Genomic DNA, 21,861 nt, shown 5'->3' on the forward strand with positions numbered 1-21,861 from the left:
GCTGAGGAACCAGGTTCGGCCGGGAGGGCGAAGCGATGAAGGCGGACAGACCGGCCGGACGGGGCCGGATCCTGATCTATCGCCATGGTCCGATCGTGCGGCTGACGCACTGGATCAATGCAGCGTGCATCCTGGTGCTGCTGCTGAGCGGCCTGCAGATCCTGTGTGCCCACCCGGCCTTCTACTGGGGCGACACGTCGCACTTCGCCGATCCGGCGGCGGCGATCGTCACCACCACCAATGACAGTGGCGAGGCGCGCGGCGCGCTCAGGATGTTCGGCCGGACGTTTGATACGACCGGCGTCCTGGGCGCGTCGCGCACCGCCGACGGGCAGATGGTGCCGCGCGCGGTGCCGGCCTGGGCGACGTTGCCGGCGGAGCTTGACCTCGGCGCGGGGCGACGCTGGCATTTCTTCTTCGCCTGGATCTTCGTGCTGAACGGGATGCTTTATCTGGCGCAAGGGCTGGCGAGCGGTCGGGTGCGCCGCACCTTGATCCCCGGTCGCGCCGATCTGGCGCATCTCGGCCGGGCGATCGCCGATCACGCGCGGTTGCGCCTGCCGCATGGCGAGGAGGCGCGGCGCTACAATGTGCTGCAGAAACTGTCCTATCTGCCGGTCGTCTTCGGCCTGTTGCCGCTGATGATCCTGACCGGGCTGGCGATGTCGCCGGCGGTCAATGCGCTGTTCCCGTGGCTGACGGTGATGCTGGGCGGGCGGCAGAGCGCGCGCTTCCTGCATTTCCTGGCGGCGGGCGGGCTGGTGCTGTTCGTGGTGGTGCATGTCGCGATGGTGGTGCTGGCCGGCCCGCTCAACGAACTGCGGTCGATGGTCACCGGATGGTTTGCGATCCGGCCGGAGCCGGCGGCGAGCGTGGAGGAGCGCGCGGCATGAGCGATCGAGCGATCAGCCGCCGGGCCTGGCTGCGCGGCGGCGGCGCCTCACTGCTCGGGCTGGCGACCGCCGGGTGCGACCGGCTGACGCAGTCGCAAGGGGTCAACCGGTTGCTGTCGAGCGCCGACGGGCTGAACCAGGCGCTGTACGACCTGGCCGGCGATCGCACGCTGGCGCGCGAATATCCCGCCAGCGCGATCTCGCGCGATTTCCGCGCCAATGGCAGCACGCAGCCCGACAGCGGGGAATATCAGGCGCTGGCGGCGAACGGCTTTGCCGACTGGCGGCTGGAGATCGGCGGGCTGGTTGAACGGCCGCTGTCGCTGTCGCTCGCCGATCTGCGCGCCGCCCCCGCTCGCCGGCAGATCACGCGGCACGATTGCGTCGAGGGATGGTCGTGCATCGCCGGGTGGAAGGGGGCGCGGCTGGGGCCGCTGCTCGACCGCGCGGGGCTGAAGCCAACGGCGAAATATCTCGCCTTTTACTGCGCCGACACGCTGGAGCTGACGCTGGACGGCACGGGTGATTATTATGAGACGATCTCGCTGCTTGACGCTTATCACCCGCAGACCATCCTTGCCTACGAGATGAACGATGCGCCGCTGCCGGTGGCGCATGGCGCGCCGGTCCGCCTGCGGGTCGAGCGGCAGCTGGGGTACAAGATGGCCAAATATGTCATGCGGATCGAGGCGATCGAGCGGTTCGACCACCTTGGGCTGGGCAAGGGCGGCTATTGGGAGGATCGCGGCTACCAATGGTTTGCCGGGATCTGACCGCGCACAATCTGCGAGATCCCACAGGGGCGCGGAGCGTGCGGCGCATTGGTGCGTTTCCTTTGTGGTTCAAAGGAGTAGCCGGTGCAGAAAAACTGGGTGATCGCAGCGTCGATGGCGGCGCTGATGGCGGGGTGCAGCGTTCAGGATCAACCGGCTCAAAATGGCGCCGCAGGGGCAGAGGCCCAGCAGGAGGCCAAATGGACCAGCAAGACAAAGGACCAGTTGCGCAAGGCGATCGACAATCGCGCCGCACACGGCCTGGACCAGATGCCGTTCGCCGTGGAGGGCGAGGATGACGCCGCGCTGACCAAGGCGGCGCTGACCTATGCCAAGGCGCTGGCGAGCGGCGCGACCGATCCTTCGAAACTGTATGAGGTCTATACCGTACCGCGGCCCAAGGTGGACCTGGAACAGGGTCTCCGCGGGGCGCTGGCGGCGGGTGATGTCGGCAAATGGCTCGACAGCCTGGCGCCGCAGGACGCCAATTATCGCCGCCTGTCGCAATCCTATTTGGAGCTGCGCCGCCCGGATGCGACCGCCAGCCCGGCGGTTCCGGAAACGGGCAAGCTGATCAAGCCGGGCGCCAGCGATCCACGCATCCCGATCATCGCGCGCCAACTGGTGGTGCTCGACTATCTCGATCAGGGGGCGGCGAACGGCAATGCCTATTCCCCGGCGATGGTGGCCGCGGTGAAGGCGATGCAGGCCGATTACGGGATGGAGCCCGATGGCATCATCGGCGACGACGCGCTGTCGATCCTCAACATGTCAGATGCCGACCGGGCGCGCGCGATTGCGGTCAACATGGAACGGCTGCGCTGGCTGGAGCGCACGCCCCCGGCGACGCGGATCGACGTCAACGTCGCCGCCGCACGGCTCAGCTACTGGCGCGACGGCAAACTGGTCGACAGCCGCAAGGTGGTGGTGGGCGAGCCCGATACCGAGACGCCGCAGCTTGGCTCCCCGATCTTCCGCCTGGTCGCCAACCCGACCTGGACGGTGCCGCGGTCGATCCAGGAAAAGGAGATCGCCAAGAAGGGCGCCGGCTATCTCAAGGCCAACAACATGGCGTGGAAGGACGGGTGGATCGTCCAGCAGCCGGGGCCGAAGAACTCGCTGGGGCTGGTCAAATTCGACATGCAGAACGACCATGCCATCTATCTGCACGACACGCCGGCCAAGCCCATGTTCGGCATGATCCAGCGGCAGCGCAGCCACGGCTGCGTGCGGGTGGACGATGCGCTTGGCTTTGCCGAGATGCTGGCCCGCGACGGCGGCGTGCTGGACGAATGGAACAAGGCGCGGGCGACCGGCAAGGAAACCTTCGTCAAGCTGCCGGCGCAGATCCCGGTGCGCATGCTGTACCAGACGGTGCTGTTCGACGAGGCCGGTGCGCCGGTGATCCGCAACGACCCCTATGGCTGGAACGACCGGGTTGCCGAGGCGCTGAAACTCGACGGTCATTCCTCGCTGCGGGTCCGGCGCGGCGGCGCCGATGTCGGGCCATAAGCCTGGCGGGAAAGGGATGGTGTGACGAAGATCACAGCGCAGCGTGCGCGGCGTCACTGCACGCGGGGGCCAAAGGCGCGAAGAACATGGTGTCGTCGCCGCCGCCTCGTGTGACGTGCGGCCCGGCGCTTTGATCGACGCGAGTCCCTAGGTCGTCGACGATTCACTGGCGGAATCGACCGCTGCATGACGTGGCAGGCATGATGCCTGCCGCCTCTGACCCCCAAGGCAGCGGGAACTGCGGGGACGGATAACACCGTCCCCGTTTCTTTTCGTGCCACCAGGGGACAGATGCTTCGTCCTCCTGCACCTGATGGTTTATCTTGTTTTCCCCTGGCGCTGCGTGCCGCTAGAAACGGGTGAACACGCCGGCAGGCCGCCGTTCATCGGCTTTGCCGGTGACCGCAGGCGAACGGGCGACGCAGGGCGAGGATGGACAGGGGCGAGGAGCGGCTGGACGGCTGGAAGGCGATTGCGCGCTATATCGGCCGCGATCGTTCCACCGTGATCCGCTGGGCGAACGAACGCCAGCTTCCGGTCCATTCGCTGCCCGGCGGCAAGAGCCGCACCGTTTATGCGCTGCGCAGCGAGCTCGACGCATGGGTGCGGGGCGACGGCGATGCCCCGCACCCAGCCGAGCCGCCGCCAGCCGAGCCGCCACCAGACCCCGCCGGCGCGCCGGAGCCCGGCCTGCCACCGGCTGACCGCGTCGCGGATGCCGGATGGCCGCCCGAGCCCGCACCGGCGATGGCGCCGCGGGCAGCGACGTCCCGGCACGAACAGTCGAGGCGGCGTCGGATCAGCGTCGCCGTGGCGGCCTTCCTCGTCCTGATCCTGGGTGCGCTGGCGCTCGGCAGGTTTGCGCCGGGCATTCTGCCGACACCCGGCGCCCCTTCCCCAGCCGCGCTGCCGCTGCCCCCGGCGATGCACCGCCAGGTGCTGGAGGCGCGCGATGACATTGCCTCGCGGTCGGCCGAGCGGCTGCAGCGCGCGATCCAGACGCTGACCCGCCTGAGCAACCATGCGCCAGACCACCCCGCCATCCGCGCGGCGCTGGCCGAAGGATATCTGCTGGCGCGCGAATTCGGCGCGCTGCCCGACGCGCTGGCGCTGGAACGGGCCGAAAGCGAAGCGGAGGCGCTGCTGGCGACGACGCCGCAATCCGCGCCCGCGCTGCGCGTGCTGGGCGTCGTCGCCTATTGGCGGGACCGTGATCCGGCGCGGGCCGGCGCGCTGTTCCGCCGCGCGATCGCCGCTGCGCCGCAGGATGCACTGGCGCGTCAATGGTATGCCAACATCCTGTCCGACAATGGCGAGGACGCAGCGGCGCTGCGCGAGTTCGACGTCGCGCGCGCGCTGAATCCCGGCGCGCCCTATCTGCTGGCCGATTATGCCTGGGCCTTGTGGAACGCGGGACATGACGAACAGGCGGAGACGCTGCTGCGCGAACTGGCACGTGCCTATCCCGCGCTCGCCAGCGTTCACGACTGCCTGAGCGTCATCGCCCTCTCCCGCGGGGATCGCACAGGCTATGCCCGGCACCTGCGACTACGCGCCGAGATCCGGCGCTCGCCCGAACTCGCGAGCTATGCGCGGGTCGTGGAGCAGATGGCGCCGCGCAACCCGGCCGCGCTGTACGACGTGATGCTGACCCGCGCCCTGTCCCAGGCGGAGGCGAGCGCCGATCCCGATCATTCCTGGGCGGCGTTCGTCGCCAGCGTCTTTGGCGATCGCACACAGCTGCTCGCGACGCTGGCGCGGGCGCGCGCCAATGGCGAACAATGGGGTGCCGCCGGCTTCACCCGCCGCATCGCCCGGCGATGGCGCGATGATCCGCAGGTGACCACGCTGCTTCCCCCGCTCGCACAGGAACGCATCGAGGGACGATCCGCCATGTTGCGACACTTTGCGACGCAATGAGACTGGCCCGCGCACGACCACTTTCCCTAGCGTTCCCCAACACTTGCACAGCGCGACCTTCGGGGGAGGGTCGCCGCAGCGGGGGCAATGGCGATGAACACCCAGGCAGCAGCACGCCAGCAGATCGAACCGATCGCAGAGCCGTGGCCAGTCGCAGAGCCGTGGCCAGCCGCGCCGCCCGAGGGGACGGCGATCACGAGTCAGGCCGCCGTGCGGCGCTCGAGCCGGGTGCGGGCGGGCGACAGCTTCGACTGTTTCGACCGGGGTGCCGCGGCGATGGTGGAAAGCGGTGCGCTGATTGCCGAGCTGACGATGACCAATGGCGCGACGCTGCCGCTGGTGCGTTTTTCGGCCGGCGATGTGGTGCCGGCGCTGGATACATTGTCCGCCCCCGCCTTCTCGCTTTCCTATCGCGCCGAGCAGCCGACGCAGATCGCCTGGCTGGATGACGATCACCGCGCCGGCTGGGTGCGCGAGCGTGCGACCCGGGCACGCGAGGCGATGCTGTTTTCCAGCATGCGGCAACTGACCTGCCTCGCCTGCCTTCCGGCCACGTATCGCGTCTATGTGGAATTGCTCCGCGCCGCACGGCTGGCGCGCGGGCGGGCCTTTGCGCTTCCCACGCATGGCGAGCTGGCAGCACGCGCCTCCACCACCCGCGAGACGGTATCGCGCGAGCTGTCGGCGCTGCGCCAGGATGGCGTGCTGTCGAAGGGGAAAGTGGTCACGATCGTCGCGCCCGACGCGCTGCTGCGCCGGATCGGCCGCGCGCTGAACCTGGAGGATGCGGGCGACGTGTGGGAGAGCATCGGCATCGCGCGCACCGGGGTGGGCAGCGCCTGATCCCGGCGGCGGTGCACTGCCGCGCTTCACCTGTCGGGTTACAAGGTGGAAGCACGGGCAGCTGCGGCTGGCAGCCTTGCCAACATCACGGTCATCGCTTACCGATTTCACACATGATTGCCGCGCGATAGCGGCAGTATTGGCCGGGCGCGGCGGCCCAGCAACACGTTGCAACATTGATGGTCGGCAATGGTTTGGCAGCGCGCCAGCCCATAGCAATGTCGCATGGCTGCCGTCCAAACATGCATGGCCCACAAATTAGACTCTGCTTGACGGTGCAAAGTCGACTGTTAGCCTCACTGAACTAGGAACAGCGACGACAGGCGATCAAATGCGCCTGTCTGATCGTCAATCATAAGCGCTGCCAAAAGGCGCATGTTCCATCCACGCAGGGGAAACACATAACCTTAGCCATAGGGGGCCATATGCGTGTGTTCGTGCGTTCTGTCTTGAAGTCGGGGCGTGTTCCCGACGACGGCAAGTCTGCCTGTTATCAACATGCTGGCGCCGAACAACATTCCCCGCCGTCGCAACTTCTCGTAAAGAACTGGCTGTCGGCGCCCACCCTTCCATCCGATACCGCGCCGAAGCGGGCGATGCGCCGCGCCTTGCTGAGCGCCATGCTGCTGACCGGGGCGCAGGCGGCCTATGCACAGGATGCGCAGCCGGTGCCGGCCGCCCCCTCCCCCTCGCCCAATCTGACGCCCGAACTGGTGCCCGACGCCGCCGACCAGCTTGGCGAGGCAGCCGCCGCCGAGGGTGATGGCGGGACGATCACGGTCACGGGATCGCGCATCGTGCGCAACGGCTATGACGCGCCGACGCCGGTGACGGTGATCGGCCTTGCCGACATCCAGGCCTCCGCCCCGGCGAACGTCGCCGATTTCGTCAACCAAATCCCTTCCGTCGCAGGCAGCGTCACCCCGTCCAACACGCAGCGCGTGCTGAGCGGCGGCACGGGCGGGATCAACACGATCAACCTGCGGTCGCTGGGCACCACGCGCACGCTGGTGCTGCTCGACGGGCATCGATCGGTGGGGTCGATTGCGCAGGGGACGGTGGACGTGAACACCATCCCGCAAGGGCTGGTGAAGAGCGTCGAGGTCGTCACCGGCGGTGCATCGTCGGTCTATGGGTCGGACGCGGTGGCAGGCGTCGTCAACTTCATCCTCGACCGCGAATACAAGGGGCTGAAGGGCGAGGTCAGCTATGGCGAGACCACCTACGGCGACGACCAGAACTGGCGCGCGACGCTGACCGGCGGGGTCGAGTTCGCCGACGGGCGCGGCCGCGCGTTGCTGAGCGGCAATATCGTGCGCCGCGATGGCGTGCGCGGCGCCGGGCCGCGCGCGTGGCAGAACCGCGGCGTCCACCTGATCCAGAACCCGCGCTATGTCGCCGGCAACGGCCAGCCGGAATATATGGTTGCCGGCCAATCGGGGCTGAACACCACCACCGGTGGCGGCATCATCACCTCCGGCCCGTTGCGCGGCACCTATTTCGGCCAGGCCGGCACGGTGAACCGCTATGATTATGGCAACAACCGGCTGAACAACCTGCCCTGGACGATCGGCGGCGACTGGCAGATCAGCCAGCATTATTACGGCACGTCGATCCAGCCGGGCGAGGACCTGACCAGCGTGTTCGGCCGCTTCAGCTTCGACGTGCTCGACAACTTCCAGCTGTTCACCGAGCTGTCGTACAACCGCAGCAAGCAGGACAGCTGGGGCGGCTATCACACCGACAAGGCGAATGTGTCGATCCGCGGCGACAATGCCTTCATCCCCGCCGCCGTCCGGTCGCAGCTGAACGGCGCCGGCTTCACATTGGGCACGTGGAACCAGGACATTCCGACCCGCGAAAGCCATTATGACCGCAACGTCCAGCGTTACCTGGCGGGGTTCGAGGGATCGTTCGATCTCCTGGCGCTCGAATGGAAATGGGACGGTTATTACCAGCGCGGCATCACCAATGCGAAGGAAGCGCTGATCTCCGCCAATCGCGTGAAGCTGGGCTTTGCGCAGGATGCGGTGCGCGATGCGACCGGCGCGATCGTGTGCCGCGTGACGCGCGATGGCAGCACCGATCCGCTGGCGGCCGGGTGCGTGCCGTTCAACCGCATGGGGATCGGCGTCAATTCGGCAGCGGCGGTCGATTACATCATGGGTGCGCCCTATGCCGATCGGCGCATCCAGCAGGACGTCGCCTCGCTCAATTTCAGCACCAATGTCACCAATCCGTGGCTGAAGCCGATCGGCCTCGCGTTCGGCGTGGAAAGCCGCAAGGAACAGATCGATGGCTATGTGCCGGCCGAATATGCCGCCGGCTGGTATTCGGGCAATTTCACGCCGACGATCGGATCGTACACGGTGACCGAGGCGTATCTGGAATCGCTCGTCTCGCTACCGCTGAACATCGAGTTCAACGGTGCGGCGCGCTACACCAGCTACAGCGAATCCGGCGATGTGGTGACATGGAAGGCGGGGCTGAGCTGGGAGCCGATCAGCGACCTTCGCCTGCGTGCCTCGCGCTCCCGCGATATCCGTGCGCCCAATCTGTCGGAGCTGTTCCAGGGCGGTGCGCGCAACACCAATTCGATCGGCGATCCGTGGCAGAACAACCTGTCGATCCGCTACACGCAGACGGTGACCGGCAACCTCGCGCTGGAACCTGAAAAGGCCGACACCTGGGGCTTTGGCGCGGTGTTCCGCCCGTCGTTCATTCCCGGCCTTGGCCTGTCGGTCGATTATTATGACATCAAGATCAACGGCGCGATCGGGACGCTGGGACCGCAGGAGATCGTCGATCGCTGCTTCACCGGCAACATCGAATTGTGCCGCCGGTTGCAGGCGGTGATCGGCAACCAGGTCATCCCGTTCGGCAGCAACGGTTTCACCAACACCGCCGGACCGGGGCCGGCCGTCAGCGAATATCTGATCGCCAACAGCCCGTATAACTTCCTGTCCAACCGCGCACGCGGCATCGATTTCGAGCTGAGCTATCAGTTCGATCTGGCCGACGTGTCCGCCACGCTGCCGGGCACGGTCAGCTTCCGCGGCATCGCCACCCATTATCTGGAGGCGTCGGAATCGAACGGGGTCAATGCGCCGACCGACACCGTCGGGCAGACCGCCGGGGGCGGCCCACCGAACTGGACATACCGGGCGACGCTTGGCTACGCGCTGGACAATTTCTCGATGCAGGTGATCGGGCGCGGGATCAGCGCGGGCGTGTACAACAATGACTGGGTGGAGTGCGCGATCAACTGCCCGGCGAGCAACACGATCAACCGGACGATCCTGAACAACCGGGTGGACGGCGCCTTCTACGTCGACACCTATTTCGCCTACGACCTGCCGATCGGCGGCGCGAAGAGCCAGCTGTATCTGCGGGTCGCGAACCTGTTCAATCGCGATCCGGCACCCGTCGGCAAGGGGCCGTCCGACACATCCAACGTCGACCTTGGCATCAACCAGACGTTCTTCGACTATCTCGGTCGCACGTTCCGGCTGGGCATCCGGTTCGACCTGAAATGAGCCGCTGAGCGCCGATCCCCGGCCGGCGGCGCGATGCTGCTGGCCGGGATAGGCCAAGCGGCGCGGCATCATGTTTGGACAGGGTCGCCGTGCACCGTCATGACTGTTTTCTGAATCTCGGGGGTAACAAGATGAAATATACGTTGGCGCTGCTCGCTGCGGGCACCATGCTGGGCGGCATCGCGGAGGTGGCCAGCGCGCAGGGGAAGGCCCGGACGCAGGCCGCCGCCAGCGCGCAGACCTATGACGCCAAACAATGGTCGGGCCTGCGCTATCGCCATGTCGGGCCGTGGCGCGGGGGGCGCGTGACCACCGTGACGGGCGTGCCGACGCAGCCGCGCACTTTCTACATGGGCACGGTCGGCGGCGGCGTGTGGAAGACCACCGATGCTGGCCACAAATGGGTCAACACCACCGACGGCCAGATCAGGGTCGGCCCGATCGGTGCGGTTGCGGTGGCCGACAGCAACCCCGACATCGTCTATGCCGGCACCGGATCGTCCAAGATCCGCAGCAACGTGTCGATCGGGCGCGGCATCTACAAATCGGTCGACGGCGCCAAGACCTGGACCTTCATGGGCCTGCCCGATGTCGGCCAGATCGCGACGATCCGCGTCAATCCCATCAACCCCGATGAAGTGTTCGTCGCGGCGAGCGGCAATCCGTTCGCGTACAGCAAGGATCGGGGCGTCTATCGCACGCGCGACGGCGGGCGCACGTGGAAGAAGGTGTTCTTCCTCAACGAACGGCTGGGCGCGGCGGATGTCGAATATCACCCGAGCAACCCGGCGGTGCTCTACGCCACGATGTGGCACGGGCTTCGCCAGCCGTGGTCGATCATCTCCGGCGGCAAGGAAGGCGGCATCTACAAATCGGTCGATGGCGGTGACAGCTGGACGAAGCTGGGCGGCGGCCTACCCACCGGCCTGTTCGGGCGCGCCAATGTCGGCGTCAGCGCCGCGGCGCCCGACACGCTCTACGCCTTGATCGAGGCGAAGCCGGGCCAGGGCCTGTACCGGTCGAACGATGCGGGCGCGACATGGACGCTGGTGAACGGGGACGGGAAACTCGTCACCCGGCCGTTCTATTACACCACGGTGGGCGTCGATCCGAGCAATGCCGAGCGCGTGTTCGTCGGCAACGAGGGATGGTTTGAATCGCTCGACGGCGGCAAGACCTTTGCCACCCGCCCCACCCCGCATGGCGACAACCATGACGTGTGGATCAACCCCGCCGATCCCAAGGTGATGGTGCAGGCCAATGACGGCGGCGCCAATGTTTCGCTGGACGGCGGCGCGACATGGAGCGTGCAGAGCAACCAGCCGACGGCCGAGCTCTACCAGGTCGCGGTCGACAACCAGTTTCCCTATCGCCTCTATGGCGCGCAGCAGGACAATACGACCGTGATCGTCCCCTCGCTCGCGCTGGGCGACGGGCAGGATTATCGCGTCGGCCCGGGGTGCGAGACGGGCCCCATCATGCCCAAGCCCGACGATCCCAACATCGTCTGGGGCGCGTGCAAGGGGCAGTTCAGCCGCATGGACATGCGCACCAACTTCAACGAGGAGCGGTTCTGGATCGGCAGTGAATCCTTGTACGGCAACGATCCCGATCGCCTGCGCTATCGTTTCCAGCGGACCGCGCCGATGGAGGTATCGCCGGTCGAGCCGAACACCGTCTATTACGGGTCGCAATACGTCCACCGTTCGCGCGACGGCGGCATGACGTGGGAGACGATCAGCCCTGACCTCACCTGGCGCCCGGCGGACAAGCAATTCGCCTCGGGCAGCCCGATCACCATCGATGCGACGGGCGAGGAAGTCTATTCGACGCTTTACGCCATTCGCGAGAGCAAGGTGCGGCCGGGCGTGATCTGGGCCGGATCGAACGACGGGCTGATCCATGTCACGCAGGATGGCGGAAAATCGTGGCAGAACGTCACGCCCAAGGGGCTGCCGCAGGGTGGCCGGGTGCAGAATATCGAGCCGGGCGTGCGCGAACCGGGCACCGCTTATGCCGCGATCTACCGCTATCTGATGGGCGATTTCGCGCCCTACATCTATGCGACGCGCGACTATGGAAAGACGTGGACGCGGCTGACCGACGGGCGCAACGGCATCGCCCCGGACGAGCCGACGCGGGTGGTGCGCGAGGATCCGGAACGCCCCGGCCTGCTCTACGCCGGCACGGAGTATGGCCTGTACGTGTCGTTCGATAATGGCGCACGCTGGCAGAACTTCCAGCTGAACCTGCCGGCGACGCCGGTCACCGACCTGCGGCTGGCGCATGGCGATCTGGTGCTGTCGACGCAGGGCCGCGGTTTCTACATCCTCGATAACCTCAGCGTGCTGCGGCAGCTGCCGACCGACGGCACGCTGGATACGACGCGCCTCTACAAGCCGGTGCGCGCGGTGCGGATCAACGCATCGGGCGACAAGGGATCGGACCCGAATGTCGGGCCGGAGCATATCCTGCCGGGGGCGCAGATCGATTACTTCATCGCTCCGGGCACGACCGCCACGCCGATGGTGCTCACCATCCGCGACGCGGCGGGCGCGGTGGTTCGCCGCTTCACCAGCGATACCGGGGAGGCCGCGACACCGGGAGGCGGCGGCGCGGATGACGATGGGCTGGGCCGCTATCGCCCGACCTATCCGACGCGCCTCGATGCGACGCCGGGGATGCGCCGATTCATCTGGGATCTGCGCACCGCCGGCACGCCCGATGGTGCGCCGGCCAGCGGCGGCCGCCGCGCGCCGACCGGGCCGATGGTGCCGCCGGGCAGCTATACCGTGGAGATGGTCGCGGGCGGCGTCACCACGCGCCAGCCGCTGGAGATCGTCGAGGATCCCCGCATCCTGGCGAGCGGGATCACCAACGCCGATCTGGTGGCGCAATATCAGCACAACCAGCGCACGCTGAAGCTGGTGCACGACACCAACCTGGCGGTGTCGCGCGTCACCCAGGCGCAGGCCGCGCTGGCGAAGCAACCCGATGCCAGGCGCGAAGAGGCGCTGGGCAGCATCGCGCAGCGGCTGATCACGCCCAGGATCCGCTACAGTCAGCCGGGGCTGCAGACGCATGTCGTATATCTCTACAATCAGCTGAACGGCAGCGACCAGAAGGTGCCGCCCGATGCCGCCGCGCGCTACACCGAATTGCGCGGTGCGATCGACGCGATCACGGCCGAGCTTGATGCGCTGCTGGGGCCGGTGACCAAGACCGAACTGGCCGCCTACCGCAGCGGCGGAGACGGCGCGATCCTCAACATCGCCGACACCACTGAGGATGAAACCGAAAGCGACAATTAGGAAGAAAGGCTGCCGGCGCCCTGTGGCGCCGGCAGCCGATCCGTCAGGCCCGATCCCTCAAGCGTTACCCGTCAGAAGCGGGTACGCAGGCTGAGGCCGATCACGCGCGGCGGGCTGGAGGTGACATAGACGCTGGGATAGGTCACGCCGTTGCTGACCACCGGGGCGAGCACCGAACTGGTCGCGCTGGTCGTCTTGTTCACCGCGCCGATCACGTCGAACACATTGTTGGCGAAGACATAGAGGCCCCAGCGGTCCCCCTTCTGCACGCCGAAACGAAGGCCGACGGTGGCAAAACCGGGCAATTCCATTCCCGCCGCGGTGATGTTCGGCGCGGTGCGATCGTACACCGTCCACGAGGAGCTGCGGTAGCTGATGTTGCCGTGGTAGAAGATCTCCATGTCGTTGCCGATCGGCTGGGTGTAATCGGCCGACCCCTGCGCGGTCCATTCGGGCGAATAAGGCACGGTATTGCCCTTGCGCCCGATCCCCGCCAGCACCGCGCAGCCGAGGTACGGCGGCGCGCCGGTGCACAGGTTGATCCCCGACGGCAGCGAAATGTTGTCCTGCAATTTCGCCGAGGTGTAGCTGCCCGAGGCGCGCAGCGCGAGGCCGTCGATCGGGTAATAGGCCGCATCCATTTCTGCACCGCGGATGCGCGTGCCGCTGGGCGTGTTGGTGATGAAGCCGAACGCGCCCTGGTAGGATGCGGAGATCTGCACGTTGCTCCAGTCCATCTGGAACACGTCGACGTTCAGCGTCACCTTGCGGTTGAACAGCGACGTCTTGAGGCCGACCTCGTAATTCCACAGCTGATCGGAATCATAGGTGGTGGCGTAGCTCGGCAGGCCCAGCGTCTGGTTGACGCCGCCGGGGCGATAGCCCTGCGAGGCGAGGCCGTAGAGCATCACGTCGCGGCTGAACTTGTAGCTGGCGTTGAATTTCAGCAGCGTGCCGTTCTCCTTGCCCGACAGCTCCGAGAACGGCAGCCGCACGTTGCCCGCAACATAATTGGGAATGATGACCTCGGCCCCGGTGCTCTTTTCATATTCGAACCAGCGCGCGCCGGCGGTCAGCTCCAGCTTGTCGTTCACCTGCCACGTCGCCTCGCCGAACACGGCGATCTGCTTCAGCGTGTCGGCGATGGTGCGATCGAGCTGCGTCGTCGAGCCGAAGCCGTAGGGCGCGTTCGAATAGCCGCTGGGATACAGCTGCCGCCCAGTCGCGGGATCGACCGTATTGAGCAGGCTGCGCGTGAAATTGTCGCGATTGCTGTGGAAGAAACCCACCGTCCACTTGATCGCATGTTGCGCGTCGGCAAGTCGGATTTCCTGCGTCGACGTCTTGGTCGATTGCGGCTGATAGGCGGTCAGGCTGCCCCAGCTGGTGACGAAGCGCTGATATTCCTCCGGCGAGCAGCCGTTGGCGCCGCCGATCAGGCCGCGATTGCAGTCATTGGCGAAATTGCCATAGCCGGGCACGCGATTGGCCGCGATGTTGCCGGTGAAATAGCGGCTGAAGAACGGCGCGTAATCAAAATTCACCGCCAGATCGCGCTTCGAATAGGAGGCGATCGCGGTCAGCGTGGCGAAGCTGAAATCCCAGTTGAGCGTGCCGCTGTACAATTGGAACTTGTCCGATTGCGGGGTCTGCGTGCGCAGGTCCTGGTCGAAGCGGCGGCCGAACAGCTGCTCACGCGTGAGGTTCCAGTTCGGGTTGAAGCCGTCGCGATCCTGATAGACCGCCATGCCGTCGATGGTGAGATTCTCCATCGGGCGGAAGCGCAGCAGCAGGCGGCCGCCGTAGCTGCGGTTCTTGTTGTAATCCTTCAGCCCCAGCACGCTGTTGTCGAGGAAGCCGGCGGTGCGATCCCAATAGCCCACCGCGCGAACCGCAAGCACATCCTCGACGATCGGCACGTTGACGACGCCGTCGATATTGGCCCCCGCTCCGCTGCCGTGGCTGACGGTGCTGACCTGCGCATTCACCGCGCCCTCGAAATCGTCGAGATCGGGCTTGTTGAAGATCAGGCGGATCGTGCCGCCCATCGAACTGGCGCCGTAGAGCGTCCCCTGTGGGCCGCGCAGCACCTCGGCGCGCTCGACGTCGAACAGGCGGATGCCCGGCTGCGTGCCGCCGGCGTCGTTGCTGACGCCGCTGGTGCCGGTGATCGGCGTTTCGTCATAGTAAAGCCCGACGAGTGGCTCGCCCGGCGCATAGAGATTGCGGATGATGACACGGCTGCCGCCGTTCGCATTTTCATTGATGATGAGGTTCGGCGTGGTGCGGGTCAGCTCCTGCGAATCCGTGATGCCCTGCGCCACCAGCGATTCCGAGGTGACGGCGGAGATGGCGAGCGGCGTCTGCTGAAGGCTGGTCGCCCGCTTCAGCGCGGTGACGACGATGTCGCCGGGGCTGCTGGTGTCCGCCGCCTCCGGCTCAGCCGTCGGTACGGCGGGCACGTCGGCCTGCTGCGCGAGTGCGGAGGTGGAGGCGGCCAGCAGCGAAACGCCAAGCAGCAGCCATCGTCCGCGGAAACACCGCGTTGAACCCGTCGTCATCTTTGAGCCCCCCTAGAACCCGAATGGTTTGGTTTGATCTGCGTCCCTGTTCCGATCGAAAGCGTGCGCCAGTCCGCCAAGCCGTTCACCTGCCAGCCGCGCCGCCCCTTTCTTTAAAAGACATAAAACTGTCGCGAAGCGCCGAACGCAATCCTAAATGTTGCAGCGCCGAACATTTTTTTGAGGTTTAGTGTCCTAGGATACGAGTTGTTGTTAGCGCGAAACGTCTAAGTTCCTGGAACTTCTTCATCCACCTGAGATGGTAAGGCCGATTCGGAGCGTTCTGCCCGGCGCGGGCAACCCGATCTGCGGGACGATCCGATCATCGAACAGATTGTCTCCACGCGCGAACACATCGGCGGCGACCCCGGCGAAGCGCACGCGCTGGCTCATCCTGACGTTCACCGACGCTGATCGCGGCAGCGCCACCAGCACGCCGTCCGCATCGGCCGAATAGGCGCGGCCGGTGTAGAGCACCTCCGCCAGCGCGCCGAACCCTGATTGGCCGTCGTAATCGCCATAGATCCGGCCGATCACGTCCGGCTTTTCGGCGAGCCGATCGGTCTGGTCGCCGGTCGTCCCCTTGCGCCGCGAGCGGGCGAAGGTGCCATTGCCGCCGAGCGTCCATTCAGGGGCGGGATGCCAATAGGCGGTCGCCTCCACGCCGATCACCTGCGAGCCAATGAGGTTGATCCGCTGGCGCAGGCGGCCGACGTTGCGCTGGTCGATCGTCCCGTCGAGATCCTGCACGAAGCCCGCGACGGATGCGCCGGCCGCGTCGCTGCGCCATTCCGCGCCAAGATCGGCGCTGACGATGCGTTCGGGCTGCAGATCGGGATTGAGCAGGAAGCGGTTGAGCGCCTGGCCGAACAATTCGCGCATGGTGGCGGGGCGGATCTTCCGGCCGACCGCCGCGCGGATGCGCCATTCCTCGGCCGGGGCCCAGGAAAGCCCCACCCGGCCGGTCCATCCCTTGGCATCGGGCGTGTCGGGCTTGTCCCCGGTTTCCAGATAATAGACCCGGTCGTAGCCGAGGCCGATCTCGCCAGTGATCGCATCGGTCAGCGCGGTGGTGGCATCGAGGCCGAAGCTCCAGTTGCGCTGGCGATAGCGGAGAAAGGCGGGGAGCAGCGCGGGCGGCTGGCCGCGCGTGAATGTCGTGTCACGCTGGTCATGCTGCGAATCCAGCACATTGGCCGAGGCGATGATCCGCGTGCGGCCGAGCTGCTGTGTCAGCAGCAGGCGCGCGCCGACGGTATCGTCGCGATTGGCCTCCTGCGAATTGCGCACGGTGTAGGTGTCGTCGGTGTAGCTGTCGATCGTCTGGCGGAACCGCTGGTACCAGCCGACGAGGTCGAGCGCGGTGGTCGGCCCGAGCACCAGCCCGGCGTTGGCCGACACGAACGAGTGCTGGAGCGTCGGGTAGCGCCAGAAGCGCGCACCGTCGGGCCGATCGCTCTCGGGCGCGATCCCCTTGTTCGCATTGACGTGAAAGGCGGTGACCGACAGCAGATGATCGCCGGTCGATGTGCCGACGCGGCCGAACACGCTGGCGATCTCGCGATCGGTGTTGGTGCGCAGGGCCCCGCGCTGCGAGAAGGGCAGATCGGCATTATCGGCGATCGTATCCCCGTCGCGGGTGGCGTAGCTGCCGCCGATCATCACATCGGTGCTGCCGCGGGTGAAGGGCGCGACCGCCTCCACCTCACGCAAGCCGCCGCTGCCGATCATGCCGCGGACATGGCCATAGGCAGGACGCGGCGGGGTGAAGCTGACTGCCCCCAAGGCGCTGACGCCGTAAAGCGGCGCGAGCGGCGCGGCGGCCACCTGCGCCCGGCCGGCGAGCGCGGCGGGAAACAGGCTGAGGTCCAGCCGGTTGTCCCACGGCACGTTGATCGCCGCGCCATCGTAGAATAGCGCCACCTGCCGTTCGGCGGCATTGCGGACAAAGGCCACTGCCTCGCCGCGCGAGTTCACCGGCACATAGACCGACGGCAGGCGACGCAGGATCTCGTCTGCCGCCACCGCGTCGACCAGCGCGATGTCGCGCGCATCAAGGACATGGCGGGTTTCGAGCGGCTGCGGAGCCCGCCCCTGCGGCAGGGAAACGACGATGTCGCCGGTCGGATCGGGCCCGTCCTGCGCCATGGCGGTCGTTGCCAGCATCATCGCCAGCAACGCGCCGCCCCCCATTCTTACGCTCACCGACATTATCTCCGTCCCCAATCTCAACGGCGAACGGCCGGGGCAGCACCACACCCCGGCCGCCTTGTTGCGCGCCTAGTGCTCCATCCCGACCTGCTCGTCCTCGGGCATCCAGCTGGCGAGGGCCTCCGCCCGGTCGCGTTCCAGCTGGACGCTCGCGACCAGCTTCACCGGCGCGACGCCCTGCTGTGACAGCTGGCCGTTGAGCTGGGCGAGGTCGCCTGCCTTGATCTGTTCCCATGCGGCAAGCTGCTGATCAGCGACTGCCTTCAGCTTGGCATATTCCTCATGGTGCTGCTGCGCCGGCGCGGTGTCACCCTGCGACACGGTGCTGGCGAGCGAGATCAGCATGTTGTTGAGGCGGATCGGATAGTTGAGCGGATCCTGCGGGGCGACGTTCTTCACCTGGATAAGCACATCCTCGACCGCGGTCGCCTTTGCCTCCACCGCATCGGCGGCGCTGACCAGCGCCGGCTTGCCGGCCGCCGCCTTGCGCACGTCACCCAGCTGCTGATGCAGCGCGCGCAGTTCGAGTACCGCGGTCTGCACGCGATTGAAGTCGCGGTTGATCGCGGAGACCAGATCATATTGCTGCTTCAGCTCGGCCTGCGTCACCGTCAGGTTCGGGTTGGGCGTGATCGTCACCGGCTGGACCTGGCTCTTGCCGTCGACGGTGAGGCGGATCTTATACTGCCCGGGCAGCACCACTGGCCCGCCGCGCGCGTTGCGCCACAAGGATGCCTTGGGCACCTTGACCGGCCCTTCTTCGCGGAAATCCCAGACGAAGCGGTTGATCCCGGCATTGCGGGTGAGCTTCGCCGGCTTGCGGCCGCGACCTTCCTCTTCCTCGCCGTCATCAGCGCCCGGCGCCTCGACGGCGGGATAGGTGCGGATCACGCGATCGGTCGCATCGAGGATCTCGAGCTTGATGCCATTGTCGACCGGCGGCTTGACCGCACCGGTCGCCGTCGCACCCGCCGTCGACGGCGCATCGGTGGTTTTCGGCGCATAGCTGGCGTCGGCCTTGCCGGCGCCCTTGGGCTCTGCCTGCCCTTCCTTCAGGTGGTAATAGATGATCACCCCCTGCGGCGGATTGGTGCCGGTCGGGCCGCCCGTGCCATTGCCATAGCCGGTGTAGAGGATGCGCATCGTGTCGCGCGGCTGGAAGAGGTGGACGTCCTTCTTCGCAATGTCGGGCGACCATTGCCGCACCGCGCTGAGATCATCGAGCACCCAGAAGGAGCGGCCGTGCGTCGCCACCGCGAGATCTCCGGCGCCGGCAATGGCAAGGTCATGCACCGGGCTGCGCGGCAGGCCCATCTGGAACGGCTGCCATTGCTTGCCGCCGTTGAAGGAGATGAACACGCCGTTCTCCGTGCCGGCATACAGCAGCTCCGGCCGCGCCGGATCGGCGCGGATGACGTGCATATAGGCGTCCGCCGGCAGGCCGTTGGTGATCGACGTCCACGTCTTGCCATAGTCGTCGGTGCGGAAGGCATAGGGCTTGAAATCGTCGAGGCGGTGGCGGTCCGCCGACACGTACATCGTGCCCGGGCGGCGCGGATCGGGCTCCACCATGTTGACCGTCGCCCATTCGGGCATCGCCTTGGGCGTCACATTCTCCCAGCTGCCGCCTTCGTCGCGGGTGACGTGGATCAACCCGTCGTCGGTGCCGACCCAGATCAGCCCCTTCTGCACCGGCGATTCATTCACGCTGAAAATCGTGTTGTAATATTCGACGCCGGTATTGTCCTTGGTCAGCGGGCCGCCCGAGGATTGCTGCTTCGACTTGTCGTTGCGCGTGAGGTCGGGCGAGATCTTGGTCCAGCTCTTCCCCTCATTGTCGGTGCGCCACAGCACCTCCGTCGCATTGTAGAGGACGTTGGGGTTGTGCGGCGAATAGAGAAGCGGCTCGGTCCATTGCGGGCGATGCTCGAGGTCCTTCGCGGCCCAGCCCATCGCCTCGCGCGGGAAGGGGCCGATTGGCGTCAGCTGCCCGGTCTTGTGGTCGTAGCGGGTGACGTAATTGCCATAGCTGTTGGCGATGGTGACGTCGGGGTTCTTGGGATCGGCGATGACATAGCCGCTTTCGCCCCCGCCGACCGCGTAGAAGCTTTCCTGCCCGATCGGCCCGCGCACATTGCCGCTGGCGATCGACACGGTGCTGTTGTCCTGCTGCGCGCCATAGATGCGGTAGGGCACCTGCTTGTCGACCGAGATGTGATAGAATTGCGCGGTCGCCTGGTTCATGCCGGTGGTCCAGCTGGCGCCGCCGTTGACCGACACGTTTGCGCCGCCGTCATTCCCCTCCACCATGCGATCGGTGTCGTTGGGGTTGATCCACAGCGAGTGATTGTCGCCGTGGAAGGTCGGCATGGTCTTGAACGTCTTCCCCGCGTCCTCCGACTTGTAGGCGTTGACGTTCAGGACATAGACCTTGTCCTTGTTCTTCGGGTCGGCGATGACATGGGTGTAATACCAGGCGCGCTGGCGGAAATCGCCGCGATCGCTGATCCGCTGCCAGCTTGCGCCGCCATCGTCGGTGCGGAACAGCCCGCCCTCCGCCGCCTCGATCAGCGCATAGACGCGCTTCGGATCCGCCGATGGCGCGACACCGATGCGGCCGAGAATGCCCGCGGGAAGGCCGTTGCCGGTCACTTTCTCCCACGTCGTGCCGCCGTCGCGTGAGCGATAGAGGCCGCTGCCGGGCCCGCCGCTTTCCATCGTCCACGGCTTGCGGTGGACCTGCCACATCCCGGCCCAGAGCGTGTTGGGATCGTTGGGATCCATCTGCACGTCGATCGCGCCAGTCTTCTGGTCGACGAACAGCACGCGCTGCCACGTCTTTCCGCCGTCACGGGTACGATAGACGCCGCGTTCCGGATTATCGCCGAACGGATGGCCGAGCGCCGCGACGAACACCGTGTTGGGATCGGTCGGGTGGACGACCATGCGGCCGATCGCCTGGCTGTCGCGCAGGCCGGCGAACTGCCACGTCTTGCCGCGATCCGTGGACTTGTAGACGCCGTTGCCGGTGATGACATTGCCGCGGATGTTCGCTTCGCCAGTCCCGACGTAGATGACGTTCTGGTCCGACGGCGCGACCACGATCGCACCGATCGAGGGCGATGCCTCGTGCAACTTGTCCCACAAGGGCTGCCAGCTGTTGCCCCCGTCCTCGGTACGCCACACGCCGCCGCCCGACGCGCCCTGGTAGAAGGTATCGGGTTCCTGAATCACGCCGGCGACCGCACTGACGCGCCCGCCGCGGAACGGGCCGATCAGGCGATATTGCATCCCGGCGAACGGCGTCTGCGCGGCGGCCTTCGCCTCCTGCGCGACCGCAACCTGCGGCAGTATCGTCAACGGCGTGCCGGCAAGCAACAAGGCGAAAATCAGGCGTCTTTTCATGAGCGATCCTCCGAAAGAAAAAGAACAAGATCGCCGCGACAAAGGCACGCGATCGAATTGCGGTATGAGCCTGTGTGTGTAAGCGTCCCTGACGAAGATCCGTGAAAAAGCGGGCCAACGGGGACAGCAGAATGGCAACAAAGGCAAAGCTGGATGCATTCGACACGCGCATCCTGCAGATACTGACCAATAACGGGCGGATTTCCTGGCGCGATCTGGCGGACGAAATCGGGCTTTCGCTGACACCCACCTTGCGCCGCGTGCGCCGCCTCGAAAGCGAAGGCTATGTGCTTGGCTATACCACCCGCCTGAACGAGCGGCGGCTGAGTGGTGCGATCGAAGCGATGATCTCGATCACGCTTGATCGTCAGTCGGACGAGGCGTTGACCATATTCGAACGCAACATCCAGGACGTGGAGGAAGTCACCGACTGCTATCAGATGACGGGGGATTATGATTATCTGGTACGTGTCGTCGTGGACGACCTCGAACATTATCAGGCGATGCTCGGCACGCTGTCGCGCATCCCGATGCTGTCGCGAATCAATTCCAGTTTCGTGCTGAAAACGGTGCTTCGGCGCCCGGTGAAGGTGTCGTAATCGATGAACGGGGGCATGGCGAGTGCGCCTGGGACACGGGCCAGCGTCGCGCGACACCGCGCGCGCGCTGGCGCAACTTGGCAATCCCCCCTGCTTCATCCGCCCCCGCTTCCGAAGCCGGCAAGCTAGGCGAGAAGCGTTGAGCCTGTCTCGCCAAAATTCAATGCGTCATCCATAGGTTTTGGTTAAGTCGAACCAAGACTTGTTTGTCTTTTGGTGCTTATGCGCCGCGAGACACGAAAAGTTACATTGCCAGCGTTCAACATACTTGGCCGCGTCGACGCAGCCGGTATGAGA

General features: G+C 66.1%; 11 protein-coding genes. 8 read left to right on the forward strand and 3 right to left on the reverse strand.

The features are described from left to right. Nucleotides 1-35: 35 nt before the first annotated feature. The 7 genes from ACH0BU_RS09940 to ACH0BU_RS09970 all read left to right on the forward strand — a co-directional run bounded on the left by ACH0BU_RS09940 (nucleotide 36) and on the right by ACH0BU_RS09970 (nucleotide 12,788). Nucleotides 36-893, forward strand: coding sequence for a cytochrome b/b6 domain-containing protein (locus ACH0BU_RS09940; RefSeq protein ID WP_296220359.1), 858 nt, complete (start codon nucleotides 36-38; stop codon nucleotides 891-893). Continuing rightward, a complete protein-coding gene (locus ACH0BU_RS09945) occupies nucleotides 890-1,666 on the forward strand; it encodes a molybdopterin-dependent oxidoreductase (protein ID WP_314471798.1) in 777 nt (258 codons plus the stop codon). The genes ACH0BU_RS09940 and ACH0BU_RS09945 overlap by 4 nt, the downstream gene beginning before the upstream one ends. Before the next feature lie 84 nt (nucleotides 1,667-1,750). Next, entirely contained in the window at nucleotides 1,751-3,178 is a 1,428-nt protein-coding gene (locus tag ACH0BU_RS09950; protein WP_500264005.1) for a L,D-transpeptidase family protein, read from the forward strand. 432 nt (nucleotides 3,179-3,610) lie between these two features. Then, entirely contained in the window at nucleotides 3,611-5,098 is a 1,488-nt protein-coding gene (locus ACH0BU_RS09955; protein WP_296220363.1) for a tetratricopeptide repeat protein, read from the forward strand. Nucleotides 5,099-5,185: 87 nt separating this feature from the next. After that, a complete protein-coding gene (locus ACH0BU_RS09960; RefSeq protein WP_136450385.1) occupies nucleotides 5,186-5,941 on the forward strand; it encodes a Crp/Fnr family transcriptional regulator in 756 nt (251 codons plus the stop codon). A 596-nt stretch (nucleotides 5,942-6,537) separates the two neighbouring features. Beyond that, complete coding sequence (locus ACH0BU_RS09965; RefSeq protein WP_500264006.1) at nucleotides 6,538-9,477, forward strand: TonB-dependent receptor domain-containing protein; 2,940 nt, start codon at nucleotides 6,538-6,540, stop codon at nucleotides 9,475-9,477. A 131-nt stretch (nucleotides 9,478-9,608) separates the two neighbouring features. Continuing rightward, nucleotides 9,609-12,788, forward strand: coding sequence for a WD40/YVTN/BNR-like repeat-containing protein (locus ACH0BU_RS09970; protein WP_314471788.1), 3,180 nt, complete (start codon nucleotides 9,609-9,611; stop codon nucleotides 12,786-12,788). Between the two features lie 71 nt (nucleotides 12,789-12,859). On the opposite strand, the gene ACH0BU_RS09975 is transcribed toward ACH0BU_RS09970, so the two are convergent. The 3 genes from ACH0BU_RS09975 to ACH0BU_RS09985 all read right to left on the reverse strand — a co-directional run bounded on the left by ACH0BU_RS09975 (nucleotide 12,860) and on the right by ACH0BU_RS09985 (nucleotide 20,965). Then, the gene (locus ACH0BU_RS09975; RefSeq protein ID WP_296217791.1) at nucleotides 12,860-15,349 is read right to left on the reverse strand and encodes a TonB-dependent receptor; all 2,490 of its coding nucleotides are present in this window, start codon (nucleotides 15,347-15,349) and stop codon (nucleotides 12,860-12,862) included. Nucleotides 15,350-15,595: 246 nt separating this feature from the next. Further along, nucleotides 15,596-17,542 carry a TonB-dependent receptor gene (locus ACH0BU_RS09980; protein ID WP_500264007.1) on the reverse strand — a complete coding sequence of 649 codons (1,947 nt, stop codon included), beginning with the start codon at nucleotides 17,540-17,542 and terminating at the stop codon, nucleotides 15,596-15,598. Nucleotides 17,543-17,629: 87 nt separating this feature from the next. Beyond that, complete coding sequence (locus ACH0BU_RS09985) at nucleotides 17,630-20,965, reverse strand: VPS10 domain-containing protein (protein WP_296217794.1); 3,336 nt, start codon at nucleotides 20,963-20,965, stop codon at nucleotides 17,630-17,632. 131 nt (nucleotides 20,966-21,096) lie between these two features. Between ACH0BU_RS09985 and ACH0BU_RS09990 the strand changes: the two genes are divergently transcribed. Next, nucleotides 21,097-21,564: an Lrp/AsnC family transcriptional regulator gene (locus tag ACH0BU_RS09990; RefSeq protein ID WP_125945606.1), complete on the forward strand. Its 468-nt coding sequence runs from the start codon at nucleotides 21,097-21,099 to the stop codon at nucleotides 21,562-21,564. Nucleotides 21,565-21,861 lie beyond the last annotated feature (297 nt).

The organism is Sphingomonas olei (assembly GCF_045369765.1).
Classification (GTDB): domain Bacteria; phylum Pseudomonadota; class Alphaproteobacteria; order Sphingomonadales; family Sphingomonadaceae; genus Sphingomonas; species Sphingomonas panaciterrae.

Bases quoted from the DNA above. Each gene is read 5' to 3' on its own strand.
- ACH0BU_RS09970 (WP_314471788.1), top strand. From the start codon at position 9,609: ATGAAATATACGTTGGCGCTGCTCGCTGCGGGCACCATGCTGGGCGGC.
- ACH0BU_RS09955 (WP_296220363.1), top strand. From the start codon at position 3,611: ATGGACAGGGGCGAGGAGCGGCTGGACGGCTGGAAGGCGATTGCGCGC.
- ACH0BU_RS09965 (WP_500264006.1), top strand. From the start codon at position 6,538: ATGCGCCGCGCCTTGCTGAGCGCCATGCTGCTGACCGGGGCGCAGGCG.
- ACH0BU_RS09945 (WP_314471798.1), top strand. From the start codon at position 890: ATGAGCGATCGAGCGATCAGCCGCCGGGCCTGGCTGCGCGGCGGCGGC.
- ACH0BU_RS09990 (WP_125945606.1), top strand. From the start codon at position 21,097: ATGGCAACAAAGGCAAAGCTGGATGCATTCGACACGCGCATCCTGCAG.
- ACH0BU_RS09940 (WP_296220359.1), top strand. From the start codon at position 36: ATGAAGGCGGACAGACCGGCCGGACGGGGCCGGATCCTGATCTATCGC.
- ACH0BU_RS09960 (WP_136450385.1), top strand. From the start codon at position 5,186: ATGGCGATGAACACCCAGGCAGCAGCACGCCAGCAGATCGAACCGATC.
- ACH0BU_RS09975 (WP_296217791.1), bottom strand. From the start codon at position 15,349: ATGACGACGGGTTCAACGCGGTGTTTCCGCGGACGATGGCTGCTGCTT.
- ACH0BU_RS09985 (WP_296217794.1), bottom strand. From the start codon at position 20,965: ATGAAAAGACGCCTGATTTTCGCCTTGTTGCTTGCCGGCACGCCGTTG.
- ACH0BU_RS09980 (WP_500264007.1), bottom strand. From the start codon at position 17,542: ATGGGGGGCGGCGCGTTGCTGGCGATGATGCTGGCAACGACCGCCATG.